Here is a 13,984-nt window from a genome sequence, read left to right as displayed (position 1 = left end):
CGCCGAGCGATCGGCGGCGCCAGCACAGACGAGGTATCCACATGGATATGAGCGTTCCGTTCTATGTCGAGTTTGCCGTCGAGGCAGGCTACGCCGTCGGCGCGGCTGACGACGACAACGCCGTGGCCATGCTGCGCTGTCATCTGGAACAACACTACGACACCTTGCAACGTCGGCTGGCCAAGCGCGTGGGCTGTGCCGACCTGGCCAGCGAGTGCCTGCACGATGCCTGGCTGCGGCTGGGCGAGCGAGTGTTGCCCAGGGTCATCCGAGACCCCGGCGCCTTCGTGTACCGGGTGGCCTGCAACGCGGCGCTGGATCGGCTGCGCGGCGAGCGCCGCACGGTCTCGCTCGCCGACATGGGCGATGTCGCCGACCTGGGCGATGAGCTGGACCTGCCTGACCCGCAGCCAGGCCCAGATCGAATCATCGACGGGCGGTGGAGGCTGGCCTTATTGGAGCAGGCGCTGGACACCCTGCCGTTTCGTCATCGCTGCGTGCTGTTCGACCTGTACGCGGCTGGCGAATCGCGGGCTCAGGTGGCACGGACCTATGGGCTGTCCCTTGGCACGCTCGATACGTTGGTGCGCCAGGCGCGGGAACGCTACATCGACGTGATGGCCGCACCTAAGCCGCGGACGCACCGGCATCGCGCGCTGGCCGCCTGAATGGGAGGCCGGCATGGACATTCGCCACTTACGCTACTTCCTGGCGCTGGCCGAGGAACTGCACTTTGGCCGGGCGGCCGAACGCGCGCACATCGAGCAGTCGCCGCTGTCGCGCACGATCTCGCAACTGGAGGATGAACTGGGCGTGCCGCTTTTTATCCGCTCGCGTCAGGGCACGACGCTGACGCCCGCAGGCGAAGCCCTGCGGGAACCCGCGCGCGAGATACTGACCGCCATCGAGCAGGCCCGCCGCAAGGTGGCGGCGGTGGGTGGCTTGCCGGCCGTGCTGCGCATCGGCCTGTCCGACGGACTGGTGCAGCCGCGCCTGTCGGTGCTGTTTCGTCGCTGGCAAGAGCAATCGGCGGTGCGGCTGGATATCCGCGAGCTGCCATCAGGTGGACAGGAAGCCGCGCTGCGCACCGAGCAATTGGACATCGGCCTGTCCTTTGGTGTGCCGCCATCGGAACACCTGTTGGCCGAGCCGGTATGGCGTGATCCGCTGGTCGCCGCCGTGCCGCGCGATCATGCCCTGGCGCAGGCGCCCGCTCTCGCGCTCGATGCGATCGCCTCCCATCCGCTGGTCCTGTGCCATCCGCGCTACAAGCCGGGCTGGTACGCGCAGGTCGACGCGCTGCTGCAAGCCGCGGGCATCGCGCCGGCCTCGGTCGATCTGGTGGAGTCGCTGGCCGGCATGATCGTCAAGGTGGGCGCGGGTTGCGGGCTGGGCTTTATCGATGCGGCTCATGCCCAGACCCTGTCGCGGCCGGATGTGGTGATGGTGCCGCTGGCGGATGCGGCAGCGCAGGTCACGACCTACGCGCTGCGCAAGGCTGGCCGTCAGGATGACCTGATCGAGACGATGGAGCAGTTCCTGGCGCTCGCGCGCCGCATCGCCTGAATGCGTTTGTGCCAAATTCGGCATGATCGCCTTGCCGATTTTGATTTGACCTGCCTGCTGTGCCTGCCGATGCTGATGACAAAACTATGACGCGGCACGCGGGACTGCACTGCATCACGCTCCCGTAAGACAGGCTACGGCCGGCAGATGCCGGCCTGACGTTAGCCGTTGCGCCGCGCCTTCGGAGACACCTAGGCCCGGCCGCTGGCGTACTACGCCCGAGTGCGCCCAGCCTGGTTTGCAGGATGCGCCTTCGCTTGCAGACTGGCGGCACGTTCTCGCGTGCCGCGCTTGACACCCTGATGTGCCGAGAAGGCGCCGCCGGAACGAACTCTGGAAGGAGAGCGTATGCAGGCGCCAATGTCCACGGGCGTGTCGTTCAGTCAGATCGCGATGGTGCTGGGCACCGCACTCGCATGCCTGTGGGCCGCCACGCAATGGACGGCGGCGGCCTTGGGCTATCAGCCCGCGCTCGGCACGCCGTGGTTCGTGGTGGCCGGCGTGCCGTGCTATCCGCCGTGGGCGCTCTTTGTCTGGTGGTATGCGTTTGACGCCTACGCGCCCGAGGTATTCGCGCGCGGCGGCATGATCGCCGCCAGCGCCGGTGTGCTGCCCCTTGGCGTGGCGATCGCGCTGTCCGTGGCGCGCGCGCGCCAAGCGCGGCGGGTCACGACCTTCGGGTCGGCGCGCTGGGCCCAAGCCGAGGACATCGACCGCGCGGGCCTGCTGCGCCCGGCCGGCGTGTTTCTCGGCCAGATGCCGGGCAAGGCCCCCGCCTATCTGCGCCATGATGGCCCCGAACACGTCATGGCAATCGCCCCGACCCGTTCGGGCAAGGGCGTGGGGCTGGTCGTACCCACGCTGCTGTCCTGGCCGGGCTCGTGCGTGGTGCATGACATCAAGGGCGAAAACTGGCAGCTCACCGCTGGCTGGCGCTCGCGCTTCTCGCATTGCCTGCTGTTCAATCCGACCGACCCGCGCTCGGCCGCCAATAACCCGCTGCTGGAAGTGCGCCGGGGCACGCATGAAGTGCGCGATGCCCAGAACATCGCCGACATCCTGGTGGACCCGGACGGGGCCTTGGAGCGGCGCAACCATTGGGAAAAGACTTCGCACGCGCTGCTGGTGGGCGCCATCCTGCACGTGCTGTACGCCGAAGCGGACAAGACCTTGCGCGGCGTGGCGGCCTTTCTGTCGGACCCGGCGCGCACGTTCGACGCCACGCTGCGCGCGATGATGACGATGCGCCATCTGGACGATGGGCCGCACCCGGTGGTGGCATCGGCCGCGCGCGAGGTACTGAACAAGTCCGAGAACGAGCGCTCCGGGGTCTTGAGCACCGCCATGTCGTTCCTGGGCCTGTACCGCGATCCGACCGTGGCGGCGGTGACGCAGCGCTGCGACTGGCGCATTGCCGACCTGATCGATGCCGAACACCCGGTGTCGCTCTACCTGGTGGTGCCGCCCTCGGACATCAATCGCACCAAGCCCTTGATTCGCCTGTTGCTTAACCAGATCGGCCGGCGGCTGACCGAATCCCTGGATGGCGCGGACGGCATCGCGCGCCGGCACAAGCTGCTCTTGATGCTCGACGAATTCGCCGCGCTGGGCCGCCTGGATTTTTTCGAGTCCGCCCTGGCCTTCATCGCCGGCTATGGCCTGCGCGCCTACCTGATCGCTCAATCGCTGAATCAGATCGAAAAAGCCTACGGGCCGAGCAACTCGATACTGGACAACTGCCATGTGCGCGTCGTGTTCTCGTCCAACGACGAGCGCACCGCCAAACGTATCTCGGATGCCCTGGGCACGGCCACGGAACAGCGCGCGCAGCGCAACTACGCCGGCCATCGTCTCTCCCCGTGGCTGGGCCACTTGATGGTCTCGCGCCAGGAGACCGCGCGGCCGCTGCGCACGCCCGGCGAGATCATGCAGATGCCGGCCGACGACGAGATCGTGATGGTCTCGGGCCTGCCGCCCATTCAGGCCAAGAAGCTGCGCTACTACGAGGATGGCAACTTCCGGCGGCGCGTGCTGCCCCCGCCGCTGCTGCACCCAGGGCGGTATGCCGACCGGCCTGCCGCGCGGCCCGACGACTGGACCGGACTGGCCCTGCCGGCTGCCGCCCCAGCGCCGGCCGGTGCGACGCCCGCGGGATGGGCCGAAGAAGGCGGGCTGGAGATCCGGCCGGAACTGGCGATGGACGACGTGGCGGTGGCGCACGATGCGCAGGCCGATCTGGTCATGCCCGACGAGGACGACGACCTGGCGCTGCCGATCGAACCCGACCGGCGCCTGCAGCGCGCCGCGCGCCTGGCGGCGCTGGACCCTGACGACGGGATACCGCTATGAGCCGCGCGCGACTGAACCTCTTCATCGAACCCGATCATGCCCGCCGCCTGGACGACCTGGCCGCGTATCGCGGCGTCTCCAAGTCCTCCATCGTGGCGGCGGCCCTGGCGGCCTTCCTGTCGCCCGATGCCGCCGACCAGCGCGAGGCGGCGCTGGCGCGGCGCCTGGACCGGCTGTCGCGGCAACTGGACAAGCTCGACCGCGACCAGCACATCCTGATCGAGACGGTGGCGCTCTACCTGCGGGTGTTTCTGACGGTTTCGCCGCCCGTGCCCGACGGCCAGCAGGACGCCCTGCGCGCCCAGGGCAAGCTGCGCTACGGCCAGTTCGTCGATCAACTGGCGCGCCACCTGCAGCGCGGCCGCAGCCTGGTGCGCGAGGTGCATGAGGAAATCTATCCCGACCCGTATGGGCTGCCGCCCGAAGGCCTGGGCCGGGCCGCAGCCGGCGCGGCGCCGCCGGGTACCGAGCAGGAGGCCGCCGATGACTGAGTCCGATCCCACCCGCGACGCCGCGCACACGCGCAGCGTGCAGATGCTGCGCACGGCGCTGGGGCCGGCGATCACCGAGGCGCTGGACGACCCGGGCGTGGCTGAAGTGATGCTCAATCCCGATGGCCGCCTGTGGCTGGACCGGCTCGACGGCGGCCGCGCGCCCACCGGCGTGTCGGTGTCGGCGGCCGATGCCGAGCGCATCATCCGGCTGGTCGCCGCCTGCGTGCGCGCCGAGGTCCACCGCGAACGTCCCTTGCTCTCGGCCCGGCTGCCGCTGCGCGGCGAACGCTTCGAAGGCGTGCTGCCGCCCGTCACGTATGCACCGGCCTTCAGCATTCGCAAGCATGCGGTGGGTATCTTCACGCTGGACGACTACGTGCGCGACGGCATCCTGGCGCCGGCCCACGCCGCCTTTCTGCGCGCGGCCGTGCGCGAACGCATGAACGTGGTCGTGGCCGGCGGCACCAGTTCGGGCAAGACGACGTTTGCCAATGCGCTGCTCGATCTCATTGCCGACAGCGGCGACCGCATCCTGATTCTGGAGGACACGCCCGAGTTGCAATGCCGCAATGAGGACCGCGTGCTGCTTTGCACGCTGCCCGGCGTCGCCTCGATGGCCGATCTCGTGCGCTCGACGCTGCGCCAGCGGCCCGACCGCATCATCGTAGGCGAAGTACGGGGCGCCGAAGCCCTGGACCTGCTCAAGGCCTGGGGCACGGGCCACCCAGGCGGCATTGCCACGCTGCACGCCAACTCCGCCGTGGGCGCCTTGCTGCGCCTGGAACAACTCACGCTCGAAGCGGCCAGCGTGCCGCCGCGCGCGCTGATCGCCGAAGCCGTCAACGTCATCGTGTTCCTGTCCGGCCGCGGCCAAAGCCGCCGGGTCAAGGAGATCGTCGGCGTGACGGGACTGGACGGCGAGACCTATCGGCTGACGCCTATTTCCACTTCCCCTGCCACCGGAGGCACACCATGACCACGCTCTCGGTTTCTCACGCCCCTGTGCGGCATCCCTTGCCGCATCCGCTGCCGCCGCCGACCTTTCAGGAACAGGCCCTGGCCTTCATGAACCGGCACGGCTGGCTGGTGCTGCTGGCCATCATGATGCTGATGCGCGCCGATGCGGCCGGCTCCAGCATGCCCTGGGAAGCGCCGCTGCAGGCCGTGCTCGATTCGGTGCAAGGGCCGGTCGCCCGGATTGTCGCGGTCATCATCATCGTCGTCACGGGCCTGACGCTGGCCTTTGGCGATACGAGCGGGGGCTTTCGGCGGCTGATTCAGATCGTGTTCGGGTTGTCGATTGCGTTTGCCGCCTCGTCGTTTTTCCTTAGCTTCTTTGCGTTCTCGGGCGGAGCGCTGGTATGAGTGCGGGCATCTCCCTGCCGCAGGGGTTCGAGGTGCCGCTGCATCGGGCGCTGACCGAGCCGATCCTGCTGGGCGGCGCGCCGCGCACCGTGGCCATTGCCAACGGCACGCTGGCGGCCGCCATCGGCCTGGGCCTGCAACTGTGGCTGCCCGGCGTGGCCTGCTGGTTCGTCGGCCACATGCTGGCCGTCTGGGGCGCGAAAGCCGATGTGCAGTTCATGCCGGTCTTTGCGCGCCATGTGAAGCACCCGGCGCTCTTGGACGTGTGAGGCGGCGATGCTGAACCTGGCCGAATACCGCAAGCGGCCGGCGCAACTGGCCGACTGGCTGCCGTGGGCCGCGCTGGTGGGAGACGGCATCGTCTTGAACAAGGACGGTGCGTTTCAGCGCACGCTGCGGTTTCGCGGGCCGGACCTGGACAGCGCCACCGAATCGGAACTGGTGGCCGTCACCGCGCGGCTGAACAATGCGCTCAAACGCTTCGGCTCGGGCTGGGCGCTCTTTGTGGAGGCCGAACGGTGCGAAGCGGGCGCCTACCCCGCGTCCGCCTTTCCCGAGGGCTTGTCCTGGCTCATCGACGAGGAGCGCCGCGCCGCCTTCGAGGAAGCCGGTTCCCACTTCGAGAGCGTCTATTACCTGACGCTGTTGTGGCTGCCGCCCGAGGACAGCCGTGCGCGGGCGGGACGGCTGTTGTACGAGAACGCCGCGCGCCAGGGTGTGGATTGGCGGGAACGCCTGGCCGGCTTTCATGCCGAGACGCTGCGGTTTTCCGGCCTGCTCGAAGGGGTGATGCCCGAGGTGCGCTGGCTCGACAGCGCCCAGACGCTGACCTACCTGCACGGCACGATCTCCACGCGCCGTCATCCGGTGCGGGTGCCCGACGTGCCGTGCCATCTGGATGCGCTGCTGGCCGACAGTGCCCTGGCCGGGGGCGTGGCGCCCAGGCTGGGCGGCGAACACCTGCGGGTGTTGTCGGTGCGCGGCTTTCCGACCACGACCTGGCCCGCGATGCTCGACGAGCTGAACCGGCTGGGTTTTGCGTACCGCTGGGTGACGCGCTATGTCTGTCTGGACAAGCGCGAAGCGGAAAGCGAACTGGTGCGGCTGCGCCGCCAGTGGTTCGCCAAGCGGAAAAGCGTGCTGGTGCTGTTGCGCGAAACCCTCTCGCAACAAGAAAGCCCGCTGGTCGATAGCGATGCCGACAACAAATCCGCCGACGCGGATGCGGCGCTGCAGGAGCTGGGCGCGGACGACGTGGCCTACGGGTATCTCACCGCCACGGTGGTGGTGCGCGATAGGGAGGCGGCGCTGGCCGACGAGAAGCTGCGCCTGGCCGCCCGCGCCATCGAGGCGCGCGGCTTTGTGGCCGTGCCCGAGACCTTGAATGCCGTCGAAGCATGGCTGTCCTCGCTGCCCGGCCACGTCTACGCCAACGTGCGCCAGTGGCTGGTGTCCACGCTGAATCTGGCGCACCTGATGCCGGCCTCGGCGGTCTGGGCCGGGCAGGAGCGCAACGCCCACCTGGACGGCCCGCCGCTCATCGTCACGCGCACCGATGGCGCCACACCCTTCAGGCTGGTCACGCATATTGGCGACGTCGGCCATACGCTGGTGGTTGGCCCGACCGGCGCCGGCAAGTCGGTGCTGCTGGCCATGCTGGCGCTGCAATTTCGGCGCTATGCCGGCAGCCGGGTCTTTGTGTTCGAGATGGGGCGTTCGCTGCGCGCAACGCTGCTGGGCCTGGGCGGCGAGTATCACGACCTGGGCCTGGAGGACGAGGCGGCCTTCCAGCCGCTGGCGCGCGTGGACGAGGTGGCCTACCGGAGCTGGGCCACGGAATGGATCGAAGGCCGGCTGGCGATGGAGGGCGTGGCGGTCGGCCCGGACGAAAAGGCGGCGGTCTGGTCGGCGCTGGGCAGCCTGGCCAGCGCCCCTATCGCGCAGCGCACGATGACGGGCCTGTCGGCGCTCTTGCAATCAAACCGGCTGCGCCAGGCGCTCGCGCCCTATGTGCTGGGCGGCGCGCACGGCCGGCTGCTCGATGCCGACCATGACCGGCTCGGCAGCGCCGACGTGCAGGGCTTCGAGATGGAAGACCTGATGCCGGCTAAGGCTGCGGCCAATGCCGTCATCCGCTATCTCTTTGCGCGGCTGGAAGAACGCTTCGACGGCGCGCCGACCTTGCTGGTGCTCGATGAGGCCTGGCTGTTTCTGGATGACCCGGTCTTTGCGGCCCGGCTGCGCGAATGGCTCAAGACCTTGCGCAAGAAACAGGTGTCGGTCGTGTTCGCCACACAGTCGCTGGCCGACATCCGCGATTCCAGCATCGCACCGGCCATCATCGAAAGCTGCGCGAGCCGCATCTTCCTGGCCAACCCGCAAGCGATGGAGCCGCAGATACGCGGCATCTACGAGGGATTTGGGCTCAACGCGCGGCAGATTCAGCTTGTCGCGCATGCGCAACCCAAGCGCGACTACTACTACCAGTCCCGCCTGGGCAATCGCGTGTTCGACCTGGGCCTGGGGCCGGCCGCGCTGGCCTTTGCCGGGGCGTCCACGCCCGAGGACCAACGCGCCATCGACGCGGTGCTGGGCGAGCACGGGCGCGCGGGCTTCGCGGCCGGCTGGCTGCGCCACCGCGCGCTGGACTGGGCCGCCGAGCTGATCGGCGCCTTTCACGCGCCGGCCGCCACGGGCGGCGCATCCACCAAGGAGGCTTCACCATGAAAACGTCCCTGTCTCTCATCCTGGCCGCCGCGCTGGCCGCGACCGCCGCGCCTGCGCACGCCTGGCGCACGGTGTTCGACCCGTCGAACTACACGCAGAATGTGATGACGGCCGCGCGCACGCTGGAGCAGATCAACAACCAGATCCAGCAATTGCAGAACGAAGCGCAGATGCTGATCAATCAGGGTCGCAACCTGGCGAGCCTGAACTTCGACAGCGTCAACCGGCTGCGCTCGGCGCTGGCCACCACGACGCGCCTGGTCGATGAGGCGCGCGGCCTGGCCTTCGACGTCTCGCGCCTGGACGCGGATTTTGCGCGGCTCTATCCCGAGCAGTTCGGTGCGGCGATGAGCCGCGACGACATGCTGCGCGATGCCCGCGAGCGCTGGACGCAATCGCTCGAATCGCTGCGCACGACCGTGCGCGTGCAGGCCCAGGCCGTGCAGAACCTGCGCGTCGACGAAGGCGTGCTGGCCGACATCGTGGCGCACAGCCAGTCGGCGGTCGGCGCCTTGCAGGCGCAGCAGGCGACGAACCAGTTGCTGGCCCTGCACGCCAAGCAGGCGATCCAGCAACAGCAGTTGCAGATCGCCCAAGACCGCGCCGTGGCGCTGGACCAGGCCCAGGCCGTGGCCGAAGAAGCCCAGGCGCGCGAGGTGCGCCGACGCTTTGCCGGCAGCGGCACGAGCCGCTATACGCCGCAGTCCGTCAACTTCTACCGCTAAGCCGAGGCTGCCATGCCCAAACCCTTATTTGCGCTGCTGGTGCTGGGGTCGCTGGCCGCCTGCGGCGATGCGGGCGAGGACGCGGGACGGCGCGAGCCGTCCACGGCCGCGCCCGCCGATGCGCCAGGTTCGGACGCTGCGCAAATGCAGCGCGACGCCGACGAGAACCGCCGCCGCTTTCTTGGCGACGGCAAGGGCCAATACACGCCGCGGCCGGTGCGTGGCTTCTGACCGGAAGGCAAGCCATGAACGATCTGGCCGTCATCGACCGCTTCACGGATGTGTTCTCCCGCTACATCGACAGCGGCTTTGGCCTGCTGGGCGGCGAGATCGCGTTTCTGACCGCCACGCTTGTCGTCATCGACATGACGCTGGCGGGCCTGTGGTGGGCGATGGGTAGCGGCCAGAACGAGGTCATCGCCCGCCTCATCAAGAAAGTCCTGTACGTGGGCGCGTTCGCCTACCTCCTCGGCAACTTCAACATGCTGGCCGGCATCCTGTTTCGCTCGTTCTCCGGCCTGGGGCTGCTCGCCTCGGGCTCGACCGTGAGCGCCGCCGAGTTCCTGCAGCCGGGGCGGCTTGCGCAGGTCGGCGTCGATACCGCCGCGCCGCTCTTGGCCCGGGTGGGCGAGCTGGCCGGGTTTCCCCGTGTGTTTGCCAACCTTGAGACGATCGTCGTGCTGCTGCTTGCCTGGGCGGTGGTCGTCCTGAGTTTCTTCGTGGTGTCCATCCAGCTATTCGTGACCTTGATCGAGTTCAAGCTGATGACGCTGGCCGGGTTCGTGCTGGTGCCGTTTGCGCTCTGGGGCAAGACCGCCTTCATGGCCGAGAAGGTGCTGGGCGGCGTCATTTCCTCGGGCATCAAGGTGTTGGTGCTGGCTGTCATCGTGGGCATCAGCACGCTGGTGTTCAACGATTTTCGTACCGGCATCAGCGCCGAGCCGACGCTGGACGAGGCGGCGGCCGTGATGCTGGCGTCGCTGGCGATGCTCGGCCTGGGCATTTTCGGCCCGGGTATTGCGACGGGGTTGGTGTCCGGTGCGCCGCAACTGGGCGCGGGCGCGGTGGCGGGCACCGCGCTGGGCGCGGCGGGCGTGGCCGCTGCCGGGGTGGCCGTGGCGGGCGGCGCGGCGCGCCTGGCGGGCGGTGGCACGCGGGCGGCCGTTTCGATGGCCGCCGGCGCGCGCAAAGCCTATGTCGAAGGCGCGAGTTTTTCCGGCGAGACCGGCTGGAAAGCGGCCGCCGCGGGCATGAAGGACGTGGCCCGCGCCGGCGCCTCGGCCGTGGGCAACCGCGTCAAGGCGCAATTCCAGAGCAGCGGGACAGGGCCTGCCGCATCGTCCGGTGCCTCGGCCGGGGCGCCGTCCGAGCCGCCCACATGGGCCAAGCGCGCGCAGGCCCGCCAGCGCGCCGCGCAAGGGGCCACCCTGGCCGCGCACGCCGTGCGCTCTGGCGACGGCGGCGGCAGCGGCCCCAGCCCCAGCCTGCGCGACCCTTCTGACTGACTGCAAAGAACGGAGACTCCCCCATGCGCTTTCGGCGACCTTCGGTGAAGTACGCGGCCACCCCCGAGCCTGTGACGCCGTATCAACGCGCGGCGCAGGCCTGGGACGATCGGCTGGGCAGCGCCCGCGTGCAGGCGCGCAATTGGCGACTGATGGCCTTTGGATGCCTGTTGCTGGCAGTGGGCGCCACGGCTGCCTATGTCTGGCGTTCCACGCAGGCGCTGGTCACGCCCTATGTCGTGGAAGTCGCCCGCAGCGGCGAGGTGCGCGCCATCGGCGAGGCCGCCACGCCCTACCGCCCCGATGATGCACAGATCGCCTTTCACCTGGCGCGCTTCATCGAAAACGTGCGGGCCGTTTCGGTCGATCCCATCGTCGTGAGAAAGCAATGGCTCGATGCCTACGCCTATACGACCGACCGGGGCGCGGCGTTCCTGAACGAGTACGCACGCCAGCACGATCCCTTCGCGCAGGTCGGCAAGCGCTCCGTGACGGTGGAGGTGCCCAGCATCGTACGCGCCAGCGATCGTTCCTTCCAGATCCAGTGGGAGGAAAAGGCCTATGTCAATGGTGCGGCTGCCGGCACCGAGCGGTGGACCGCCATTCTGACGATCGTGCTGCAACCTCCAAACACGGCCGCCAAGCTGCGCGCCAACCCCTTGGGCATCTACGTGGACGGCATCAGCTGGAGCCGCCAGTTGTCCGCCAATCCTGCTTCTGGAGACGCTACGCCATGACGAACCCCACTTCGATCGATCGTGCGCCCCAGGCGCTGTGCGACGTGCCGCCGTGCCCAGGTGCGGCGGGCCATCATGCGCGCGCCCCTTGGCGCCGGCGCGGACGCGCTGCCCCCTCCCGCCGGGGCTCGGGCCGGCTTGCCCGCCAAGCGGCTGCCGGCGGACCGCACACTTGGCCTTTTACCCGTTCGCGGCGCGGCGCGCGGCTACCCTGGCCGTGCGGCGTGCTGGCGCTTGCGGGCCTGGCCGTGGCGCTGGCCGGGTGCGCGACGCGCGGCACGCCGCCGCCCGAGATCAGTCTGGATGACCCGCCCGTGGCAGTGAGCCAGCCCGTCGTGGTGCCCGAGCCGCCCAAGCCGGTCGAGATCGTGCCGATGCCGCAGCCCTTGCCGCTGCCGGGGCAATTGAAGTCCATCGAGGACAAACCCGCCTCCGAGCCGGCCGCGCCGGAAGCGCGGGTCAATCGCGCCAACCACGAAGCGCGCATGGCGCCCACGCGCGACGGCTTCATCAATGCCATTCAGGTCTGGCCGTACACGGAAGGCGCCTTGTACCAGATCTATGCCAGTCCGGGGCGCGTGACGCTGGTGCAGTTGCAGGCCGGCGAAAAGCTGATCGACGTGTCCGCTGGCGACACGGTGCGCTGGATTGTGGGGGACTCCACCAGCGGCAGCGGCGCCTCCTTGCGCCCCAATCTGCAAATCAAGCCGGTGCGCTCGGGCCTGAAAACCAATCTTGTCGTGACGACCGACCGGCGCATCTACCTGCTGGAGCTGGCGTCCACTGAATCGGCCTGGATGGCCTCCGTCTCGTGGGACTATCCGCAAGACCGGCTTGCCGAGCTGAAACAGCGCAACGAAGCCGCCGCCCAAGCCACGCCGCTGGCGACGGGTGTTGCCGTGGACCAATTGCGCTTCCGGTACGCCATCACGGGCGACACGCCGCCCTGGCGCCCGCTGCGGGCCTTTGATGATGGCCAGAAGGTCTACATCCAGTTCCCGGCCGGCATCGCCCAGGGCGAATTGCCGCCGCTGTTCCTGGTCGGGCCGGATGGCGACCTGCAACTGGTGAACTACCAGTATCGGCCGCCGTATTACGTGGTGGACCGCCTCTTCGGGGCGGTGGAGCTGCGCCTGGGGGGCGACGATGCCAAGATCGTGCGCATTGAGCGCAACGACGTGGCCAGCGCGCGAGGTGGGTCATGAGCGAACCGGACAGTCAGACTGGCGTATCGCCGCCAGCGGATGCCGCGTCCCGTCCGCCGCCCATCGCCCCGGCGGACTTGCCACCGGACGTTTCTGCCAAGCGGCTGCCCGAATCGGTCGAGCTGCGCGCCGCGCCGCAGCCTGTTACCCGGCTTAATCGCCGCACGCTGGCCGTCGGTATCGGCGCGGTGTCGTTCGCCGTGCTGGGCGTCACGCTATGGTCGTTGCAACCGCGCTCGCGCCAGGCCGACACGGGGCCGGAGCTGTACAACGTTGATCGGATATCCCGCGCCGAAGGGCTGGAGACCCTGCCGAAAGACTACAGCCAGTTGCCGCCGCCAGCGCAGCCGGCGCCACCCGAGCTGGGCCGGCCGCTGCCGGGCGACCTGGGCGGGCCGATCCTGCGTGCCGAGCGCGAAGCGGGCGTGTATGCGCCCGCGAACGTGGACCCGGCTGATGCCGGGCGCCAGGCGCGCCTGAAGGAAGCGCAGGACGCGGCCCGCGCGCCGCTGTTCTACAAATCCGGCAACCGCGGCGGTAGCGCGGCGGGCGGCGCGCCGTCTATGGCCGACGCCGGACCCGCCGGCTTGCCCCTGGCCGAAGGCAGTCCGCCCGTCGATGCCGTGCAGACGCAGAACATGCAGGACAACAAGACAGCCTTCGCAAGCCAGGGCCGTACCGCCACGCAAAGCGCCCATCGCATGGATGCGCCACGCGGCCCCGACACGATCATGGCCGGCACCGTCATTTCGGCCGCGCTGGTCACGGGTATCAAATCGGATATGCCGGGCGACATCATTGCAACCGTGACCGAGCCCGTTTACGACAGCGCTACCCGAAGCAACATCCTGATTCCCCAGGGCGCGCGCCTGATGGGCCGCCACAACAGCCAGGTGGCCTACGGACAAAGCCGGGCGCAAGCCGTCTGGGACCGCATCGTCATGCCTGATACCTCATCCATCGTGCTCGACAACCTGGCCGCCGCCGACCCCGCCGGCTACGCGGGCCTGGAAGATGACGTGGACTGGCATTGGGACCGGATACTGGCGGGTGCTGCGCTCACGACCTTGCTGGGCGTGGGCGCCGAACTGGCCGCGCCGCAGAACCAGGGCGGCGGCGACGGCCGCGTGGTCATTGCCGCGCGCGATGGCATGCAGGACACCGTGAACCAGGTAGGCCAGGAGATCACGCGGCGCAACCTGAACATCCAGCCCACGATCACCATCCGGCCCGGCATGCCGGTGCGCATCGTCGTGAACCGCGACATCACGCTGCGGCCGTACCGGCCGCTGTTCATCAACAGGTGAAGCA

At 69.0% G+C, this 13,984-nt stretch carries 14 protein-coding genes; all 14 read left to right on the top strand.

Features of this window, described 5'->3' with window-relative positions; all coding sequences use genetic code 11:
- Positions 1–41 precede the first annotated feature (41 nt).
- The 14 genes from AC1IQ6_RS19330 (at position 42) to AC1IQ6_RS19265 (ending at position 13,980) form a co-directional block, all read left to right on the top strand.
- Positions 42–668 (top strand): RNA polymerase sigma factor, encoded by a 627-nt coding sequence (locus AC1IQ6_RS19330; protein WP_241116586.1) that lies wholly within the window; start codon positions 42–44, stop codon positions 666–668.
- 13 nt (positions 669–681) lie between these two features.
- The gene (locus AC1IQ6_RS19325; RefSeq protein WP_241116587.1) at positions 682–1,566 is read left to right on the top strand and encodes a LysR family transcriptional regulator; all 885 of its coding nucleotides are present in this window, start codon (positions 682–684) and stop codon (positions 1,564–1,566) included.
- Between the two features lie 348 nt (positions 1,567–1,914).
- Positions 1,915–3,915, top strand: a complete 2,001-nt coding sequence (locus AC1IQ6_RS19320) for a conjugal transfer protein TraG (RefSeq protein WP_241116588.1) — start codon at positions 1,915–1,917, stop codon at positions 3,913–3,915.
- Positions 3,912–4,406: a CopG family transcriptional regulator gene (locus AC1IQ6_RS19315; RefSeq protein ID WP_241116589.1), complete on the top strand. Its 495-nt coding sequence runs from the start codon at positions 3,912–3,914 to the stop codon at positions 4,404–4,406. The genes AC1IQ6_RS19320 and AC1IQ6_RS19315 overlap by 4 nt, the downstream gene beginning before the upstream one ends.
- Positions 4,399–5,385: a P-type conjugative transfer ATPase TrbB gene (gene trbB, locus AC1IQ6_RS19310; RefSeq protein ID WP_241116590.1), complete on the top strand. Its 987-nt coding sequence runs from the start codon at positions 4,399–4,401 to the stop codon at positions 5,383–5,385. Before AC1IQ6_RS19315 ends, trbB begins: the two co-directional genes overlap by 8 nt.
- 89 nt (positions 5,386–5,474) lie before the next feature.
- Positions 5,475–5,774 carry a TrbC/VirB2 family type IV secretion system protein gene (locus AC1IQ6_RS19305; RefSeq protein WP_082402843.1) on the top strand — a complete coding sequence of 100 codons (300 nt, stop codon included), beginning with the start codon at positions 5,475–5,477 and terminating at the stop codon, positions 5,772–5,774.
- Entirely contained in the window at positions 5,771–6,043 is a 273-nt protein-coding gene (locus tag AC1IQ6_RS19300; RefSeq protein WP_209156678.1) for a VirB3 family type IV secretion system protein, read from the top strand. Before AC1IQ6_RS19305 ends, AC1IQ6_RS19300 begins: the two co-directional genes overlap by 4 nt.
- Before the next feature lie 7 nt (positions 6,044–6,050).
- Complete coding sequence (trbE, locus tag AC1IQ6_RS19295; RefSeq protein WP_241116591.1) at positions 6,051–8,501, top strand: conjugal transfer protein TrbE; 2,451 nt, start codon at positions 6,051–6,053, stop codon at positions 8,499–8,501.
- A complete protein-coding gene (gene trbJ / locus AC1IQ6_RS19290) occupies positions 8,498–9,226 on the top strand; it encodes a P-type conjugative transfer protein TrbJ (protein ID WP_241116592.1) in 729 nt (242 codons plus the stop codon). The genes trbE and trbJ overlap by 4 nt, the downstream gene beginning before the upstream one ends.
- Before the next feature lie 12 nt (positions 9,227–9,238).
- Positions 9,239–9,457, top strand: coding sequence for a hypothetical protein (locus AC1IQ6_RS19285; RefSeq protein ID WP_241116593.1), 219 nt, complete (start codon positions 9,239–9,241; stop codon positions 9,455–9,457).
- 14 nt (positions 9,458–9,471) lie between these two features.
- Positions 9,472–10,731, top strand: coding sequence for a P-type conjugative transfer protein TrbL (gene trbL, locus AC1IQ6_RS19280; RefSeq protein WP_241118404.1), 1,260 nt, complete (start codon positions 9,472–9,474; stop codon positions 10,729–10,731).
- A gap of 23 nt (positions 10,732–10,754) precedes the next feature.
- Positions 10,755–11,468, top strand: a complete 714-nt coding sequence (gene trbF / locus AC1IQ6_RS19275) for a conjugal transfer protein TrbF (protein WP_054440513.1) — start codon at positions 10,755–10,757, stop codon at positions 11,466–11,468.
- Positions 11,465–12,673 carry a P-type conjugative transfer protein TrbG gene (trbG, locus tag AC1IQ6_RS19270; protein ID WP_485865183.1) on the top strand — a complete coding sequence of 403 codons (1,209 nt, stop codon included), beginning with the start codon at positions 11,465–11,467 and terminating at the stop codon, positions 12,671–12,673. Before trbF ends, trbG begins: the two co-directional genes overlap by 4 nt.
- 62 nt (positions 12,674–12,735) lie before the next feature.
- Positions 12,736–13,980, top strand: a complete 1,245-nt coding sequence (locus tag AC1IQ6_RS19265; RefSeq protein ID WP_481586342.1) for a TraB/TrbI/VirB10 family type IV secretion system protein — start codon at positions 12,736–12,738, stop codon at positions 13,978–13,980.
- The last annotated feature ends 4 nt before the right edge of the window (positions 13,981–13,984 follow it).

The sequence above is a fragment of the Achromobacter sp. MUI-25009338 genome (genome assembly GCF_057359325.1).
The sequence above is the reverse complement of the archived record's forward strand: the minus strand, read 5'-3'. Positions and strand labels throughout refer to the sequence as shown.

Bases quoted from the DNA above. Each gene is read 5' to 3' on its own strand.
- trbL (WP_241118404.1), top strand. From the start codon at position 9,472: ATGAACGATCTGGCCGTCATCGACCGCTTCACGGATGTGTTCTCCCGC.
- AC1IQ6_RS19330 (WP_241116586.1), top strand. From the start codon at position 42: ATGGATATGAGCGTTCCGTTCTATGTCGAGTTTGCCGTCGAGGCAGGC.
- trbE (WP_241116591.1), top strand. From the start codon at position 6,051: ATGCTGAACCTGGCCGAATACCGCAAGCGGCCGGCGCAACTGGCCGAC.
- AC1IQ6_RS19300 (WP_209156678.1), top strand. From the start codon at position 5,771: ATGAGTGCGGGCATCTCCCTGCCGCAGGGGTTCGAGGTGCCGCTGCAT.
- trbJ (WP_241116592.1), top strand. From the start codon at position 8,498: ATGAAAACGTCCCTGTCTCTCATCCTGGCCGCCGCGCTGGCCGCGACC.
- AC1IQ6_RS19320 (WP_241116588.1), top strand. From the start codon at position 1,915: ATGCAGGCGCCAATGTCCACGGGCGTGTCGTTCAGTCAGATCGCGATG.
- trbG (WP_485865183.1), top strand. From the start codon at position 11,465: ATGACGAACCCCACTTCGATCGATCGTGCGCCCCAGGCGCTGTGCGAC.
- AC1IQ6_RS19305 (WP_082402843.1), top strand. From the start codon at position 5,475: ATGAACCGGCACGGCTGGCTGGTGCTGCTGGCCATCATGATGCTGATG.
- trbB (WP_241116590.1), top strand. From the start codon at position 4,399: ATGACTGAGTCCGATCCCACCCGCGACGCCGCGCACACGCGCAGCGTG.
- trbF (WP_054440513.1), top strand. From the start codon at position 10,755: ATGCGCTTTCGGCGACCTTCGGTGAAGTACGCGGCCACCCCCGAGCCT.
- AC1IQ6_RS19285 (WP_241116593.1), top strand. From the start codon at position 9,239: ATGCCCAAACCCTTATTTGCGCTGCTGGTGCTGGGGTCGCTGGCCGCC.
- AC1IQ6_RS19325 (WP_241116587.1), top strand. From the start codon at position 682: ATGGACATTCGCCACTTACGCTACTTCCTGGCGCTGGCCGAGGAACTG.
- AC1IQ6_RS19315 (WP_241116589.1), top strand. From the start codon at position 3,912: ATGAGCCGCGCGCGACTGAACCTCTTCATCGAACCCGATCATGCCCGC.